Below are 18,432 nucleotides of genomic sequence, written 5' to 3'. Positions count from 1 at the left end.
AACAGACAAAAAAATATGTTTTGAAGCTTTGCAAGGGCACAGGTCGGGAGACCCGCGCCAGCAGAAAAAAAAACTTATATAAGTGATATGAAAACAAGGATGTTAACTATTTTATTAGTGCTAACTTTTGGTTGCAATACTGAAGCTCAAAGTCTATTTGATGATTTTAATTCTCCAAAGAAAGAAGAAAACACAACGGATTTTTACAAATCAAAATCAGATAGTATTTTGTTCAATATGGGATTTTATAAGATTAAAAATAACGACTCGATTTATCATTTAATTAAAAATAAAAAAATTGAATCATTGGTGGATTATTCAACTTGCAATCATTCGACTATAAATTCAATAAAATATAAACTTAAAGAAACACTTGATGGTGTAGATCAGTTATTATTAAATTCCAGCGATAGTATCTTGCATACGTATCTTAGCAGAAATCACTCATATAGGTATTTCTCGACTGACCTTAAAGATAAAAAAATAAAATCTTCAAGTATGATTGCAAAAGACACATATTATCTTTTCCCTCAACCATGGTTTGGCGTTCAAACGGAAGACTCATTAAAGGTTAGAAATCAATTCACGATAAAGTTAGTGTCTTTTAGCGATAGGGGTGATTACATGAAAATCATTTGCGAAAATGACCTTCTTCCCCAAAGCACCCTAATCTATGAATATATACAAACAGTATTCACGTCTATCGATTCATTATCAGTATTAGTTTGGTTTCCTAACACAGACATTGCTTATGGGGTTCCCACAAAGAAGATAAGTGATATTCTGAAAAAGGCAATTACAAAAAACACATTAAAATTCAAAGAAGACTTTAAATCTTTTCCTGATACAACTTTAACTGCGTGCATATCATATAAAGCTCACATTTCAAAAGAAGGTCAGCAGTCAAAAGAGAGGCCAATCTTGGAACTTTTCTTTACAACAAAAAATTGCAACAATACATTAATTATATCAAATGGGTATCAATATGCAGGCTATGAATTTACAAACATCAATAAACTACGAAGATTATTCAACAAAATGTTTTTAAAGAAACAATAAGCAACTTTTGTGTAATTTCAATGTTAAGTTAATGAAAATTCCATAAGACACAAATATGTATGAAAAAGCTATTAAACAACATTTTTCTGGTATTAATCGGCATTGTTTTGGTCGGAAAAATATCAAACTGGTTTCTGCATTATAGTGACGAAACTAATCACATTATGAATGTAGGAATGTTTACTTTACTCGGAATATCATATTTGGTTGGCGCTTTTGTTTGGAACAAAAAACTGATTAAAGTAGTTTTTATAATTTGTGGGATATACCTAATCGGAATGAATTTCGTTGGCGATTTCGGATTGAAATCAATAATTGGAATTGTCTGCATTTTTACACCAATGTTGATTTCAGATTTCTTTCCAAAAGAAACAGATGAAAAAGAATTAACAAAAGAACAGTAGTGTATTTGGGAACAAATAAGTTTGTTCCCTGACACTCCGGATATGATGCAAGCGGTGGATGTTGTTATCGGATTAGAAAACCTAATACCATAGAAAGGAAGTATGAGACAGATTTTAAAGTTGATTATTGCCCTCCTGATTTTAGACATAAATCTGGCTTTTGGACAAGAAATCAACCAAAAACCAGTAGAACCTAAGTTTGAAAGAAAAACAAATTCTCTCGATACTGATATGGAGTCTTATTTTCACAAAAGAGACAGCATTTTCCAACTGAACTTAGGGAAAAAATATCCTGCTTTTACAGCCATTAGTATAGATGGGCAAACAATAGCAGAAAAAGGATTAATCGGGAAAGTCACCATTATCAATTTTTGGTTTAAGTATTGCGCACCTTGCATTGCTGAAATGAATGAACTTTGTAACCTCCATAAGAAATTCATGAAAAATCCTGCATTTCAGTTTATCTCATTTACAAGCGACTCTCCTGAAGAAGCTAAAGAATCTGTTGATACACTGAAATTATCCTTCCCTGTCTATCCAATGAGTGTAGTTGAATGTTGCAGACTGAATTTCAGTCAAGGGTATCCCACTACAATTATTGTTGATAAAGCAGGGAAAATTATATTCCTGAAAAGTGGCGGAAGTTTAGAACCTGAAAACATAGCTCAAGACATTCGGAGGCTTGAGCAAATAATAGAAAAAGAGTTAAATACCAAATAGAAAAACACCGTTTCGGGGCACATGCGATTGTCACCACTATGATTGAAGCTGATTTAGCTGATAACACAGATTTTAATTTACTTGAAACCGATGGCAAGATGTTATTGGGTGCTGGAACACGGCCTCCAAAAGAGTAAAAAAAAAGTACAGAAACCCGCCTCCCCCATGAATTAAATACCAACGGATTCAATCCTTTTGCATGGACAAGATAAGTAACAATAAGAAGCTGCTTATCATTGTTCTTTATTGTTGTATTTGCCTGTATTATAGCATAAAACAATATTTTATTTGTAGTTTTGCAAATAGATATATTCGTTTTATTTCAAAAATACCAAATTTAAAACTGTAAAGATCTACCATGAACATCAAACGAAAAACATTGTTATTAGCTGTAAGCTCAGTAATTCTGGCAGGATTAGGATTACAAGGAAGTTACGCTCAGTCGACGGCTGCAAAGAGCAGTACCGCGCAAAGCGATACCGCACGAAGCATCTCAGGATACTTCACGCCGGCTACAACCGCAAAAAAGACTCCGGATGCAAAAGGCTTCATCCAACGTTGGTTACTTTTAGACCCAATCAACAAACCCAACCGCGGCAACACTGTATTTACCGACAGTTACCTCCGCAAAGCATTCTCAACCGAGTATTTCCCCAACCAGTTTACAATGCTTCCCAAAGATGGAGAGACTGTAAAAGCAGGCGAACAGGAGTTGAAATGGCATGCTTTGGATAGTAAAAACTACAATGTCAAATTGTTCCGTTTTGCCTATGGCTTAAGAAAACAAATTTACGGAGTTCTGTTTTGGACGGTAACCGTGGTTAACTGTCCGCGCGAAATGAAAAACGTAAGAATGGCTGTTGGTTCCAATTCTGCATCTATGTGGTGGCTCAACGGTAAGGAAGCCCTGTTGCTTTCGGGAGACAGACGCATGGTTGTGGACGATTGCGTATCGACCCGCCTGACGCTGAACAAAGGCAAAAACATCATTCGCGGAGCTGTAATCAATGGCCCCGGAATGAGCGATTTCTGTGTCCGCTTCCTCGATGAAAAAGGAGCACCGATCAAAGACATAACCATTAGTTGCGAATAAAAACGACCTTAAAACAATCATATACACATGAACTTCAGAACAAAATTAATGGGCGTAGCAGCCCTGTTATCGGTATTGTTAGTCGGAACAGCGAAAGCACAAATCGGGAAACCATTTATACACGACCCTTCAAGTGTAGTGGAGTGTGATGGAAAGTATTATACCTTTGGTACAGGTAGCGGCGGATTAGTATCCGAAGACGGCTGGACATGGAATAGCGGCGGTGTACGGCCCGGTGGCGGTGTCGCTCCCGATATTATTAAAATCGGAGACCGGTATTATGTGTCGTATGCCAGAGGTGCGAGGAAACAACATGCAAGCGATGTGCTTGTGATGTGGACAAAAACACTCGATCCGAAATCGCCTGACTTCGGATACAAAGACGAAACGCTGGTTGCATCAAGTAACGGCGACGATGATTGTGAAGCAATCGACCCTGCGTTTCTCCTCGATCCGACCGATGGTCGTTTATGGTTAACATACGGTACTTATTTCGGTTATATTCGGTTAGTGGAGCTCGATCCGAAAACCGGAAAGCGCGTTGCCGGCAATAAAGAACTCAATATCGCTATCGATTGCGAAGCTACGGCTTTGATGTATCGCGATGGCTGGTACTATCTGCTGGGTACTCATGGAACCTGCTGCGACGGTGCAAACTCAACCTACAATATCGTGGTGGGTCGATCCAAAAAAGTAACTGGCCCTTACCTCGACAATATGGGGCGCGACATGCTGGAAGGTGGTGGTAAAATGGTGCTGGCTGCCGGCGAACGTGTTAACGGTCCGGGGCACTTCGGACGTACCATCGTTGATGACGGCGTGGAGAAAATGTCGTGCCACTACGAAGCCGATCTGGATCAGGGCGGCCGTAGCGTATTAGGCATTCGCCCATTGTTGTGGAAAAACGGATGGCCTGTTGGCGGAGATAACTTCAAAGAAGGCACTTACGAAATTGAGTCGGAACGCAGAGGATACGCCTTGGAACTGGTGGTCGATTTTACACGTATGCCGGGCGGTATGCGCGCATTCGGACGTAACACCGACGAACCGGTAAAACCTGTTGCTTCGCAGCAGTTAGCTGATGTAATCAACACATGGCCGACCGGAAACATTGATGTAAGAATCGGAGACTACATGTTCCGCCCTCATCAAAAATGGACAATCACGGCCGTTCCCGACGCAGGTGGATATTTGGGTGGTCCGTATTATAAAATTGTAATTGCAGGCACCGACCGTGCTTTGGCTGCAACTGCTGATGCCGAAGTGATCACTGTTCCGTCGTTTACAGGTGCTCCCGAACAATTGTGGCGCATCGATCAGCAGACAGATGGTACATACCGCATTATGCCGAAGGTAGTTCCCAATTCGAAAGAGAAACTAGCTTTGGTATCTTCGGGCGACAGTACGCCAACATTGGGCAAGTTTGATATGAAGAGCGACAATTCCAAATGGAATTTTAAGGCGCATTAAGCAACCTTGGCAAGGAATAAATTATTTATGAATTTAAGGCGCAATTCTTTCAAATTGCGCCTTTTTTTTGTGTGCAGGCCGATTTCTATCGGTATTGGAACATTTCTGAATTTAAACCCTGACTACATAAATATGTCAAATTGATTCTGGTTGTTAATGCCAGCCCTCGTTACGATAACCTTATTTTCGAATACAGATGAAGAGACTAACACATTTCTCAATTGTTGTACTACTACTGACGGCATTCAGCCATGCTTCGGCTCAGGATTTGAAACTCAATGATCTTGAGTATTTCGAGAAGCAGGGAGTCAATCTTCTTGTGTACAGCAACCTTTTCACAGGTGGCTTTAACGATGAAAAGAACGCGGGCATCGAACTGATTCACCATGGTGTCAGAACGGCGCAAGGCGGTGCCGTACGGCTCTCCAATACTCCCGAGCAGTGGGATCTGGTGCCTTCGGTGTCAAACCGCAAGGTTGACCGCGCATCCAACTCTATCGAGGTCACGTTACGGTATAAAGATTTTGATTTCGATTCACGCGTGGTCGCCACGGCCAAAGGTAAAAGTGTCGAAATATCTGTTTACCTCGATAAACCGGTTCCGAAATTTCTCGAAGGGAAAGCCGGCTTTAACCTGGAATTTCTTCCCTCCCAATATTGGTCGAAGACCTATCTGATGGATGGACGCTTCAACCGTTTCCCCCGATATGCTGTTAGCAGTACCATTGCGAAACCAAACAGTGAAAAAATCAAGCAATACAAAGGATATGTAACTGCTGACGACAGAGGTACAGGCAAATTTGTTGATCCGCTCCCTCTCGAAACCGGTCACACCCTGCTGCTTGCGCCCGATGAACCGAGTCGCTTGGTGAAAATCACCTCGCCGGATGCCAATCTGATGCTCTTCGACGGTCGCATGTTGGCACAAAACGGCTGGTTTGTAGTTCGCAGCCTGCTTCCGGCGGGAAAAACAGGCAAGGTATTGACCTGGACCGTTGAACCCAATGCCATTAAGGATTGGGTACGCGAACCCAATATCGGTATCTCTCAGGTAGGTTACATCCCTTCGCAACCGAAAGTATCTGTTATTGAACTCGACAAGAATGACAAACCGCTTGTAAAAGCATCGTTGTATAAAATTGACGAAACCGGCAATGCTTCCGAAGTATTCAGCAGCAATGTGGTATCATGGGGCGATTATTACAAATATCACTATGCGAAATTCGATTTCTCTTCGGTTAAAACACCCGGGATCTACTATATTCAGTATGGCAATACCAAAACCAATAATTTTTTAATTGACAACAGCGTTTACGACAAGATAATCGATGCTACCAGCGATGTGTGGATTCCGATACATATGGATCATATGTATGTAAAAGAGGGTTACAGGGTATGGCACGGCGAACCCTTTAAAGATGGTTATCTGCAGGCTCCGCCCAACACCGACCATTTCGACCTGCACTCTCAGGGGCCTACCACCGACACAAAATACAAAGCTCTGGAGCTGATTCCCGGATTAAACGTAGGCGGCTTTTTCGATGCAGGCGATTTTGATATAGAGACAGAATCGAACATCAGCGTCGTGGAAAATTTTGTGCAGACATGGGACTATTTCAAACCCTCGCGCGATGAGACGTTCGTGGATGAGAAGCATCGCTATGTCGACCTTCACCGTCCCGATGGAACGCCCGACGTGTTGCAGTTTATCGAGCACGGAACGCTGAATCTGGTAGCTCAGGCAGAGAAAATAGGCCACATGGCACAAACGCTCTCTAACTCAGTGCTGGATAATTACCATCACCTTGGAGATGCAGCCTCTATAACAGACGGACTTCCCTATAATCCAAATCTCGGTCCTTACGAAATAGCCCCCGATGGCCGCTCAAGTGGAGTAAAGGATGATATGTGGGCCTTTACAAGCCGTAATCCGCGCCTCGATCTTCAGGCCGCAACGATGTTTGCTGCTGCAAGCCGTGCTTTGAAGGGATATAACGACGATCTTGCTGCAAGAGCATTGCAACAGTCGAAACGGTTGCAGAAAGAGGCAACGGAATTGCTTGCCAAACAGCCTAAAGATAATATGCGCAGAGGTTTCGGATCGGCAGATGTCGCCACGAATCTTCAGTTGTATATTGCAACCGGTGAGAAACAGTACATCGATAAATTTCAGGAATTGTTATGGACTGCTCTTGACCGCAACGTAACGTTCGGACTGCTCACGGCATTGGACGCTATTCCGCACATGGACGCATCCTACAAAGAAAAACTCCGCCCCTATGTGGTAAAATACAACGAATACATCAAAGGACTTGAAAAGCAAAATCCTTACGGAGTACCCATCGGACTGGGTAACTGGGCCGGCAACGGACTCCTGTTGAATTTTGGCACCACTGTCTGCTTTGCCAATAAGTATTTCCCCGACATTGTGGATATCAGCAATATTTACAAGGTATCCAACTGGTTGTTTGGGTGCCACCCGTACCACAACTATTCGTTTGTGGCAACTGTGGGCGCCACGCGTCCCAAAGCGGTTTTTTACGGCAATAACCGCGCCGATTTTTCCGCTATTCCGGGCAATGTAGCTCCGGGTGTATTATTCAGAAACCCCGACCACTTTGAAAACTACGACGACTGGCCATTTTTGTGGGGAGAAAACGAGGGTACCATTGCCGGAAATACCAATTATTTGATTTTTGGATCGGTATTTAAGAATCTGGCAAAATAAGCATTCATTTTTTGCGTCATCTCAATGATAACAACAAAAGAGCAAAAACATGCTTCGTCCGAAAAACCCGCCTGTTTTTGACGATACATTCCAGCGCAAAAACAGCAAAACAGACTAAAAAAATAACATCAGGTATAGAAATTCACATAAACCAACCATGAACAGACAACTCAGATCCCCCACACGGGGAAACACTTCCGGGACAATTTGAAAAAATCGACAACTGTAGTTCTGAGGGGAAAGATATCCGAAAGGTTTGTATAATCAATGACAGCAACATTGCTCTAAAGTCAAACATCAAAATATTATCATACAAATTCTTACAAAAACACATTTCGCTTAACTTTTTGTACAAATTAACGATAGCGGAAATTGAATACATCAGGGCATTTCCCATTCAAAAACAGAGTGTCAATTTCACAATATGTCGCCATCCATATTGCTACTAATCAATTTTTTTACTGCCTCAAAAGGTAAAATTCCTGCCTTACGAAGCAAAAAAATTTGTAGTTTTGTGATACAAGTAAATTCATATTTTTAAGAACACCAAATGTAAAACTGTAAAGATCTACCATGAACATTAAACGAAAAACATTACTATTAGCTGTAAGCTCAGTAATTCTGGCAGGACTAGGATTGCAAGGGAGTTACGCTCAGTCAAAGACTACAAAGAGAAGTACTGCACAGAGCAGCACCGTGCAGATCAGTACCGCGAGCGATACCGCAAGAAGCATCTCAGGATACTTCACGCCGGCCACAGCCGCAAAAAAGAGTCCGGATGCAAAAGGCTTCATCCAACGTTGGTTACTTTTAGACCCAATCAACAAACCCAACCGCGGTAACACTGTATTTACCGACAGTTACCTCCGCAAAGCATTCTCAACCGAGTATTTCCCCAACCAGTTCACAATGCTTCCCAAAGATGGAGAGACTGTAAAAGCAGGCGAACAGGAGTTAAAATGGCATGCTTTGGATAGCAAAAACTACAACGTCAAATTGTTCCGCTTTGCCTATGGCTTAAGAAAACAAATTTACGGAGTTCTGTTTTGGACGGTAACTGTGGTTAATTGTCCTCGCGAAATGAAAAACGTAAGAATGGCCGTAGGATCCAATTCGGCATCTATGTGGTGGCTCAACGGCAAGGAAGCTTTGTTGCTCTCGGGTGACAGACGCATGGTTGTGGACGATTGCGTATCGACCCGCCTGACGCTGAACAAAGGCAAAAACATCATTCGTGGAGCTGTAATCAATGGCCCCGGAATGAGCGATTTCTGCGTTCGCTTCCTGGATGAAAAAGGAGCACCGATCAAAGACATAACCATTAGTTGCGAATAAAAACGACCTTAAAACAATCATATACACATGAACTTCAGAACAAAATTAATGGGCGTAGCAGCCCTGTTATCGGTAATGTTAGCCGGAACAGCGAAAGCACAAATCGGGAAACCATTTATACATGACCCCTCCACAATTGCGGAGTGCGACGGAAAATATTATACTTTTGGTACAGGTGGCGGCGGATTAATCTCCGAAGACGGCTGGACATGGAACGGTGGTGCCGTACGCCCCGGTGGCGGTGCAGCTCCTGATGTAATCAAAATCGGTGATCGTTACCTCGTTGTGTATGGATCTACCGGTGGCGGACTGGGTGGCGGACACGATGGTAGAATCAATACCATGTGGAATAAAACGCTTGATCCGAAATCTCCTGATTTTAAATTTACAGAGCCAATCGTCGTTGCATCATCTGCAAACATGGAAGATTGCGACGCTATCGACCCGGGACTTCTTCTTGATCCCACTACCGGTCGTTTGTGGATGTCATACGGTACCTATTTCGGCTTTATTCGCTTAGTGGAACTCGACCCTAAAACCGGGAAACGTGTGGAAGGTAACAAAGCCATCAATATTGCCATTGACTGCGAAGCTACCGATTTGATGTACCGCGATGGATGGTATTATCTGCTGGGTACCCATGGAACCTGCTGCGATGGAGCTAACTCAACCTACAATATCGTTGTCGGTCGTTCCAGAAAAGTTACAGGTCCTTACCTCGACAACATGGGACGCGACATGCTGGAAGGCGGCGGTAAGATGGTCGTTGCTGCCGGTGGACGCGTCACAGGGCCCGGTCACTTCGGTCGTTGGATTTTGGGTGACGGTGTAGAAAAAATGTCATGCCACTACGAAGCCGATTTGGATCAGAGCGGCCGTAGCGTATTAGGCATTCGCCCATTGTTGTGGAAAAACGGATGGCCTGTTGCAGGAGAGAACTTCAAAGAAGGTACCTACGAAATTGAATCGGAACGCAGAGGATATGCATTGGAACTGGTGGTTGACTTCACAAGAATGCCGGGCGGTATGCGCGGTTTCGGACGCAACAACGACGAACCGATTAAACCCGTTGCTTCACAGCAGTTATCTGATGTTATCAACACATGGCCGACAGGAAACATTGATGTAAGAATCGGCGATTATATGTTCCGTCCTCATCAAAAATGGACAATCACAGCAGTACCCGATGGTGGTGGAAACCCCGGAGGCCCTTACTACAAAATAGTAATTGAAGGAACTGAACGTGCTTTAGCTGCAACTGCCGATGCCGAATTGGTAACAGTACCGAAATTTACAGGAGCTCCCGAACAATTGTGGCGCATCGACCAACTGACCGATGGTACTTACAGAATTATGCCGAAAGTGGTTCCTAATTCCAAAGAACAATTGGCACTGATATCTTCGGGCGACAGTACACCCACACTTGGCAAATTTGACATGAACAGTGACAATTCCAAATGGAACTTTAAAGCTCACTAAACAGACTATTTATCAACGAACACATTTGAAAGACGCAGGTTGTATGATCTGCGTCTTTCTTTATTTCTACAGGTTCCGCACAGCATCCCTGAATTTTTCATTCTTCCAGTATTTCCGAAACAGCTCATCCTTTTTAGGATCTGGAAATTCATTGCCCTGCGCCATATTCTTCTTATACTGAAATGCCTGAAACAGGTAATAAATCGTCTCTGTGAGATCATCTGCCATTGCATATACCCCTGCTAGATTGTAGTAAAACATTGGAAAATAAGGGTCGGTACGGATACCGTAATTAAGCGTGGAGACGGCCTTACCCAATTGTTTGGAAAAACCGTATGCCAGTCCCAGATTGGAAATCAGCCAATACAACTGATCTTTGCTCAATAGCTGATCCCTTTTATTTTCATCCAGAGCCATCTGAAGAATTTTTGCGGCAAGATTATAATTTCCATTATTAAAATAATCAACCCCATCTATAAAATGTTCGAGAGAAACATGCGAGTAAGGAGCTATCAATTTAATGCTGCTCAGAACTTTATTAAGGTTCTCAACATCTGTATCTTTATAATTTGATTTTATCACCTGAACAGTAACACAGAAGTTGTTATAAAACAGATAAACAATAATATTGCGTTGATTTACAACATTTCCATAAATAGAAGAAACAAAAAAATCAGCGAAAGCACAATTTCCCGACTCATATCTGACAGAATCCGGAATGACTGCCTGTTTTACATAAAAGAGCCTTTTGAGTTGAATCCAGCTGCTATCTCTCAAAGCCTTCGAACTATTCAGGCGCAACGAATTTTCCTCTATTCCAACTGACACATCCATGGCCAACGAATCATTGTATGCCGAAATATAACGGCCTTCTATCTTTGTATTCACATCCGAACTTTGCAAGACAAACCCGGGAAGGTTCATCTGCAAAGCCCAATGAAGACTGGGCAGTGACACCTTCAGCGTATCCAATCCGATAGCAAAAGCAGAAACGGATACCGACCAAACCAACACTATGAGTATCAGATATTTTTTCATGTGTGATGCACGTATTGTTTTTTTTTCAAATATAACCATTTTTGCGGTTATCAAAAGAATAAATACCTTCATTCAGTAGGGATTACGCATTTAAGACTTAGATAAGGGGCTTCCGCCCCTGCGACCCCGACTTTCCTTTTTGTCTTGCCACAAAAAGGAAGCAAAAAAGTCAAGGCTATGCCCGCTTCGCTCAAAAAACCGGCGCTCGTCAAGCTAAATTGTCCAAACTTGCTCCTTCCTTGCGTCAGGAGCTTCAAACAATGGACAATTTTACGCTTGCCTCTCTTGTTTTTTGGCTCACCGAACAAGGCCGTTCCTAATCTGACGTAGCATTCTTTACAAATCCAGCATCTTTTTTGTGCCAAATTCTTTAATACGTCATCCCTGTCCCATTCTGGACAAACATAATCTTTCTGTCCAGAGTCATCGAGGTTCCGGCAAAACTACCGTATCTTTGCATCCCAATTCTGAAGTCCTGTTTATGAAGAGATCGATCGAACTGCTATCGCCTGCAAAAAGTGCCGAAACCGGCATTGAAGCTATCAATCACGGTGCTGATGCCGTATACATAGGAGCCCCGAAATTCGGTGCCCGTTCCGCTGCCGGTAACTCCATTGCCGATATTGAATCACTTACTACCTATGCCCATCGCTTCGGAGCAAGGGTGTACGTAGCGCTCAACACCATTTTGCGTGACGAGGAACTGGCCGAAGCCGAACAGATGGTCTGGCAACTTTATCGAGCTGGTGCCGATGCGTTGATCGTGCAGGACATGGGGCTTTTGAAAATGAATCTGCCACCTATCGAACTTCATGCCAGCACACAGACAAACAACCGCACCGCGGAGAAAGTAAAGTTTCTGGAAGAAGCGGGCTTTGCTCAAATCGTTTTGGCACGTGAACTTTCGCTGGATCAGATACGGAATATTGCCGCAAATACCAAAGCCCGCATTGAATGTTTCGTGCATGGCGCTTTGTGCGTGAGCTACAGCGGACAGTGCTATGCCAGTCAGGCTACACGCGGCCGCAGCGCCAACCGCGGCGAATGCGCGCAACTCTGTCGTCTTCCCTACTCGATCGTCGATGCGTCGGGCAAACCGCTAACACCCGAAGGACACCTTCTTTCGCTGAAAGATCTCGATCTGTCGGCTCACCTCGGAGCCATGATGGATGCGGGAGTCTCTTCGTTCAAAATCGAAGGTCGCCTCAAAGAAACCGACTACGTAAAAAATATCACGGCCTACTACCGTCAACGATTGGATGCTCTGCTCGAAGGTTCGGACAAATACACCAGAGCTTCGTTGGGCAAGACAACACATTTCTTTACGCCCGATCCTCAACGGACATTCCAGCGCAGTGCCACCACTTATTTCCTGCAAGAACGTAACACAGGGCTGGTACAAACCACCACCCCAAAATCAATAGGGCAACCCATCGGCATTGTAAAAAGAGTAGAACGAAATTCGTTTACAGTAAAAAGTCTTGTGCCGCTGGCAAATGGCGACGGCCTGTGCTTCCTCTCTACCGACGGACTGTTTACCGGTATCCGTGTGAACCGCGTGGAGGGCGACAAAGTAACGCCGCTCAAGATGCCGTTTCTGAAAACCGGTACGATGCTCTACCGCAATTTTGATCAGGAGTTCGACAAAATGCTGGCAAAGAAATCGGCCGAACGTAAAATACAGATCGACATTACCTTCAGAGATACGGCAAACGGCATTTCCATCGAAGCCGACGCGGAAAGGAACCGCATTCAATTCTATTTAGAGTGCGACAAAGAGCTCTCCACCAAAGGATTTTCGGAAGTAAAGGAAAATATCCGGGTTCAGTTTGCCAAGCTGGGCAATACTGATTTTGAGCTGCAAAGCATCCGCACCGAATTTTCGTCACCCTGGTTTTTTCCCGCATCGAAAGTGAGCGAATGGCGCAGACAGATGATTGCCAAACTCGAACAGATAATCCGCATCAACCAGCGTCCCACGCTTCGTCAGGCAACAAAAAAAGAACCGGTTTATCCAGAAACGCAGCTCACTTATCTGGGCAACGTTTCCAACGCCAAAGCTCGGTCGTTTTATCTCGATCACGGAGTGGAAACGGTAGACGCAGCACTCGAAACCGGAGGTAAATTGCAATCGGGCCAGCCGGTGATGATTACAAAGTACTGTCTGAAATACGAAATGGGATGGTGTCCGTCTAAACAACACCCGAAGCAGGCTCCCCGCGAACCGTTTTACCTGCAAGGCAAAAACGACCGCTTTTTACTGAAATTCGACTGTAAGAATTGCGAAATGCAGCTGTTGATACCGTAAGATTCGTCGATAGAAATCCATTTTATATCGATAAAAACAAGCCCTTTCTATAATATAATTGTAGCAGGCATATGTCGTGTCGTAGTTTTGTGATCGAAAACTATAAACCACGACATTATGTTTCCAACAAAAATTATTCTGGGCTTGTTGATCGGCATCGGCTGCTCGCTACAGCTTTCTGCTCAACAAAAACCCGCTCAGTGGGATCTGAAAAGTTGCATCGACTATGCGTTGAAAAACAACATTCAGATTCAGAAATCGAAAATCGGGGTTTCGGATGCCAAAGTGGATCTTCTGACCGCAAAAGCAGCGCAACTTCCTTCGCTCGATGCTTCCGTTTCCCAAACGTTCACCAATAGCAGGATAGCCGGTCTCAGCGGTTCGTACCACAATAACAGTAACGTGGCCGGCCGGTACTCCGTCAGTTCGTCGATGACGCTGTGGAATGGTGGCAGAATCTCCAAAAATATCGAACAACAGGGCTTGCAGGTGCAATTGCAGGAACTATCGTCTTCGTCTACCGAAAACGACATTACAACAGCCATCACACAAGCTTATCTCAACGTATTGTATGCCAACGAAGCCGTAAAAATCGGAAAGCAAACCGTAGAATCGTCGGAAGCTCAGCTTAAACGCGCCAAACAGTTGCTGGATGCCGGCTCTACTGCCATGAACGATTATGCTCAGGTGGAAACGCAGTTGAGTAGCGACAAATATTCACTCACGTCTTCTCAAAACACGCTCGATCAGGCCAAACTGACGTTAAAACAGTTGTTGGAACTGGATATAAATGAGGAACTGAATATTGCTTTCCCCGACATCAAAGACGAAGAAGTATTACAGCCTGTTGCCGACAAAAGCCAGATTTACAATACTGCCCTTTCAAGCCGTCCCGAAATTAAGAGTGGCCAGATGAATATCAAAGTAGCACAACTATCGCTCGACAAAAGCAAAGCTGCTTATTATCCCACGGTATCTCTTTCGGGAAGCATCGGAACCGGTAATATTTACAATAGCAACGAAAAGTTTACCACTCAACTAAGCAACAGCCTTGCACAGAGTCTGGGCGTAACTGTAAGCATTCCCATTTTCAACAACCGCCAAAACAAATCAGCAGTTGAAAAAGCCGAGTATGCCATCAAAAACGCACAACTCGACTATACGGCAGCTCAAAAAACATTGCTAAAAAACATCGAAACGACCTATCAGGATGTTATTTCATCGCAAAGCCGTTATGTATCGGCTAAAGACAAGGTGAAATCGTCGGAAATCAGCTACTCACTTATTAATGATCAGTTCAATCTGGGAATGAAAAACACGGTGGAATTGCTCAACGCTAAAAACACCTACCAGTCTGCTCAAATGGAGTTGTTACAGGCAAAATTCTCAGCGGTACTCAATCTTAAATTATTGAACTTCTACCAAAACATTCCTATACAATAAACGGCAAAATAACTTCTAAAACATACTTTTATGAACAAGAGAACAAAAATATGGATTGGCATCGCAGCCATACTCGTGTTGATCCTGATCGGATTTTTTACCTGTAAAAAGGAGAAACAGCAACCGTCGGTTCCGGAAACAGCGAAAGTGGCCATGGGAACAATATCTGCATCGGTAACTGCCACCGGAACTGTCTCCCCGATCAAAACCATTACCGTGGGTACACAGGTATCGGGAACTATCTCGAAAATTTACGTCGACTACAACTCGGTTGTAAAACGGGGACAGGTATTGGCTGAAATTGACAAAACCGTTCTTAACTCGACTTACGAAAGCGCCCTTACCGACCTGAATGTCAACAAGACACAGATGGATTATCAGGAAAAGAACTTCAACCGTATCAAAGATCTTTATGCCAAACAGGCGGTCAGCAAAACAGATTACGAAACGGCTGAGTACAATTACAACACGGCAAAACTGAATTACAAACGGTCGCAATCGGATGTGATCAAGGCCAAAACCAACCTCAACTATGCCACCATCGTATCGCCGATTGACGGAATCGTTCTCTCACGTGCTGTCGATGAAGGCCAGACAGTTGCAGCCAGCTTCAACACACCGACACTGTTCACCATTACCAACAACCTGAACGAAATGCAGGTACTGGCTAACGTTGACGAAGCCGATATCGGACAGGTAAAAGAAGGCCAAAAAGTATCGTTTACCGTAGATGCATTTCCCAATGATGTATTCTCTGGTGTAGTTACTCAAGTCCGTCTCGAAGCCACCACCACTTCTAATGTGGTAACCTACAAAGTAGTAATTAAAGCTTCCAATCCTGATCTGAAACTCAAACCGGGTCTGACCGCCAGTGTGAATATCTACACGATGGAGAAAAACGACGTACTGGTTATTCCGAATAAAGCGCTCAATTACAGTCCGACCGGAAAGAGAGTCAACAAAACGGGCGGTAGCGAAAAACAGGTATGGATTAAACAGCCTAACGGATCGAAAGCCGTTAAGATTATGATCGGTTCTACAGATGCCACTCACACCGAAGTCCTCAGTGGACTGAAAGCCGGTGACGAAGTAATTGTTGGCGAAAAAATGGCAATAACAATGCCTGGTGCAGAGGCCAAATCGGAAGGTGCAAGTCCGTTTATGCCCAAACGTCCTGGTAGCGAAAGCAGAAGACCAAAAACAGCAAATTAATCATGGCAAAGAATATCATTGAAGTAATCAACCTGAAACGCAATTTCATTGTCGGTAGCGAGACGGTACACGCCCTGCGGGGAGTCTCCTTCTCCATATCGGCCGGGGAATTTGTCACCATCATGGGTACAAGCGGTTCGGGAAAATCTACACTGCTGAATCTTCTCGGATGCCTTGACACTCCGTCCGAAGGCGATTACAAGCTCGACGGGATTTCGATCAAGCAGATGAATAAAGATGAACGGGCCATGCTTCGCAACCGCAAAATCGGCTTTGTGTTTCAGTCGTACAATCTACTGCCGAAAACCACAGCCGTAGAAAACGTGGAGCTTCCGTTGATCTACAACAACGAAGTATCGGCTCGGGAACGGAAGCGTAAAGCTATCGAATCGCTCAAAGCGGTTGGGCTGGCCGACAGGCTCTATCACAAGTCGAACCAAATGTCGGGTGGACAACAGCAACGTGTGGCCATTGCCCGTGCTTTGGTCAACGAGCCGGTGATTGTTCTGGCCGATGAAGCAACCGGGAACCTCGATACGCGTACCTCTTTTGAAATCCTTTCGCTCTTTCAGGAGTTGAACCAAAAAGAAGGACGTACAATTATTTTCGTTACGCACAACCCGGAACTGGCCTCATTCAGCAGTCGTAACATCGTACTGCGCGACGGTCTGGTTCTCGAAGACACTGTAAACAACAACATTGCTTCGGCTCACGAAGCATTACAAAAACTTCCGAAACTCGATGATTAAACGATATGTCAACTTCAGCAATTTGTTCAAGATCGCATTGCGGGCTTTGAGCAATAACAAATTCAGGGGATTCCTGACCATGCTCGGCATCATCATCGGTGTTGCTTCGGTCATCACCATGCTGGCTATCGGACAAGGTTCGAAAAGAAGCATTCAGGGCTCGTTGTCCGAAATGGGATCGAACATGATATTCGTAGAACCGGGACAGGGAATGATGGGTGGTGTTCGTCAGGATGCCAGCAGTATGCAAACCCTGAAACAGGCCGATTATCAGGCTTTGGTGGATCAAAGCGAGTATCTGTCGGATATTACTCCGATTGTGAGCGCTGCCGGCCAGGCCATTTACGGCACCAACAATACGCCGACTTCCATGTCGGGTGTGAATGCCAGCTATCTGAATATCCGTAAATACACCATTGCCGACGGCGATATGTTTACCGATCAGGATATTAAAGCGGCTGCCAAAGTATGTGTGATCGGGAAAACCGTTGTAACCAACCTTTTCACCAACGGAGAAGATCCGGTAGGAAAAGTGATCCGTTTCAAAAACATTCCGATGCGCGTGGTAGGAGTTTTGACCGAGAAAGGGAACAACTCCATGGGACAGGATCAGGATGACGTGATACTTGCACCTTATACCACGGTGATGAAACGAATTTCAGCGATCAATTATTTCAACAACATCTCGGCTTCGGCCCGTAGCGAAGCCGTATCGGACAGCGCTCAGGACGAAATGGAAACCATACTGCGGAAATCGCACAAGCTGGCCGATGATGCCGACAACGACTTCCGTATCCGGTCGCAGAAAGAGCTACTCACCATGATGACCTCCACCAGCGATATGATGACCGTGCTATTGGCTGCAATTGCCGCTATTTCGCTTCTGGTGGGCGGTATCGGCATTATGAACATCATGTACGTATCCGTCACGGAACGTACCCGCGAAATCGGCCTTCGTATGTCGATCGGAGCGCGAGGAATTGACATCCTGTTGCAATTTCTGATAGAAGCTATTCTTATTAGTGTTACCGGAGGCGTGATCGGAGTCATTTTCGGAGTCGGAGTTTCGTTGCTCGTAAAAATTGCCGCCGGATGGCCCATTTTCATTCAGGTATATACCGTCTTTCTTGCATTCGCAGTATGTACGGCAACCGGCATCTTCTTCGGATGGTATCCTGCCCGGAAAGCATCTAATCTCGATCCGATAGAAGCATTAAGATATGAATAACAAAAAACGGCTTGTTTTATAATTTTTATTCTAAAAATATTTTGTATTTTTATAAGCAATCGTATCTTTGCACACCAGTATGATAATCAATACACAAAGACACCGCAGCAAAATTCAGGTCTGTATCCATCTCCTTGTATGGACATTGCTCTTCTGCTTTCCTTTC

14 protein-coding genes are annotated in these 18,432 nt (G+C 44.1%); 13 read left to right on the top strand and 1 reads right to left on the bottom strand.

From position 1 onward, the window contains the following. Positions 1-87: 87 nt before the first annotated feature. From PJIAN_RS10580 to PJIAN_RS10545, 8 genes are all read left to right on the top strand, one after another. The gene (locus tag PJIAN_RS10580; RefSeq protein WP_068704852.1) at positions 88-1,059 is read left to right on the top strand and encodes a hypothetical protein; all 972 of its coding nucleotides are present in this window, start codon (positions 88-90) and stop codon (positions 1,057-1,059) included. Positions 1,060-1,118: 59 nt separating this feature from the next. Then, positions 1,119-1,463, top strand: coding sequence for a hypothetical protein (locus PJIAN_RS10575; protein WP_068704850.1), 345 nt, complete (start codon positions 1,119-1,121; stop codon positions 1,461-1,463). Positions 1,464-1,565: 102 nt separating this feature from the next. Continuing rightward, complete coding sequence (locus PJIAN_RS10570; RefSeq protein WP_068704848.1) at positions 1,566-2,183, top strand: TlpA family protein disulfide reductase; 618 nt, start codon at positions 1,566-1,568, stop codon at positions 2,181-2,183. A gap of 358 nt (positions 2,184-2,541) precedes the next feature. Continuing rightward, positions 2,542-3,276, top strand: coding sequence for an acetylxylan esterase (locus PJIAN_RS10565; RefSeq protein ID WP_068704847.1), 735 nt, complete (start codon positions 2,542-2,544; stop codon positions 3,274-3,276). A 27-nt stretch (positions 3,277-3,303) separates the two neighbouring features. Then, positions 3,304-4,746: a family 43 glycosylhydrolase gene (locus PJIAN_RS10560; protein ID WP_068704846.1), complete on the top strand. Its 1,443-nt coding sequence runs from the start codon at positions 3,304-3,306 to the stop codon at positions 4,744-4,746. Positions 4,747-4,942: 196 nt separating this feature from the next. Continuing rightward, the gene (locus tag PJIAN_RS10555; RefSeq protein ID WP_068704844.1) at positions 4,943-7,474 is read left to right on the top strand and encodes a glycoside hydrolase family 9 protein; all 2,532 of its coding nucleotides are present in this window, start codon (positions 4,943-4,945) and stop codon (positions 7,472-7,474) included. Positions 7,475-8,047: 573 nt separating this feature from the next. Beyond that, complete coding sequence (locus PJIAN_RS10550) at positions 8,048-8,809, top strand: acetylxylan esterase (RefSeq protein WP_068704842.1); 762 nt, start codon at positions 8,048-8,050, stop codon at positions 8,807-8,809. A gap of 27 nt (positions 8,810-8,836) precedes the next feature. Next, on the top strand, positions 8,837-10,288 hold the full coding sequence (locus PJIAN_RS10545; RefSeq protein ID WP_068704840.1) for a family 43 glycosylhydrolase: 1,452 nt from the start codon (positions 8,837-8,839) through the stop codon (positions 10,286-10,288). 66 nt (positions 10,289-10,354) lie between these two features. On the opposite strand, the gene PJIAN_RS10540 is transcribed toward PJIAN_RS10545, so the two are convergent. After that, positions 10,355-11,326 carry a tetratricopeptide repeat protein gene (locus PJIAN_RS10540; RefSeq protein WP_153802550.1) on the bottom strand — a complete coding sequence of 324 codons (972 nt, stop codon included), beginning with the start codon at positions 11,324-11,326 and terminating at the stop codon, positions 10,355-10,357. A gap of 481 nt (positions 11,327-11,807) precedes the next feature. On the opposite strand from PJIAN_RS10540, the gene PJIAN_RS10530 reads away from it, so the two are divergent. From PJIAN_RS10530 to PJIAN_RS10510, 5 genes are all read left to right on the top strand, one after another. Beyond that, positions 11,808-13,634, top strand: coding sequence for a peptidase U32 family protein (locus tag PJIAN_RS10530; protein WP_068704834.1), 1,827 nt, complete (start codon positions 11,808-11,810; stop codon positions 13,632-13,634). Between the two features lie 117 nt (positions 13,635-13,751). Next, positions 13,752-15,077: a TolC family protein gene (locus PJIAN_RS10525; RefSeq protein ID WP_068704832.1), complete on the top strand. Its 1,326-nt coding sequence runs from the start codon at positions 13,752-13,754 to the stop codon at positions 15,075-15,077. A 30-nt stretch (positions 15,078-15,107) separates the two neighbouring features. Beyond that, on the top strand, positions 15,108-16,289 hold the full coding sequence (locus PJIAN_RS10520; protein WP_068704830.1) for an efflux RND transporter periplasmic adaptor subunit: 1,182 nt from the start codon (positions 15,108-15,110) through the stop codon (positions 16,287-16,289). Positions 16,290-16,291: 2 nt separating this feature from the next. Next, on the top strand, positions 16,292-17,038 hold the full coding sequence (locus tag PJIAN_RS10515) for an ABC transporter ATP-binding protein (RefSeq protein ID WP_068704828.1): 747 nt from the start codon (positions 16,292-16,294) through the stop codon (positions 17,036-17,038). After that, the gene (locus PJIAN_RS10510; RefSeq protein WP_068704826.1) at positions 17,031-18,266 is read left to right on the top strand and encodes an ABC transporter permease; all 1,236 of its coding nucleotides are present in this window, start codon (positions 17,031-17,033) and stop codon (positions 18,264-18,266) included. The genes PJIAN_RS10515 and PJIAN_RS10510 overlap by 8 nt, the downstream gene beginning before the upstream one ends. Positions 18,267-18,432 lie beyond the last annotated feature (166 nt).

This window comes from Paludibacter jiangxiensis (assembly GCF_001618385.1).
GTDB classification, from domain to species: domain Bacteria; phylum Bacteroidota; class Bacteroidia; order Bacteroidales; family Paludibacteraceae; genus Microbacter; species Microbacter jiangxiensis.
This window is presented reverse-complemented; position numbering and strand designations above follow the sequence as displayed.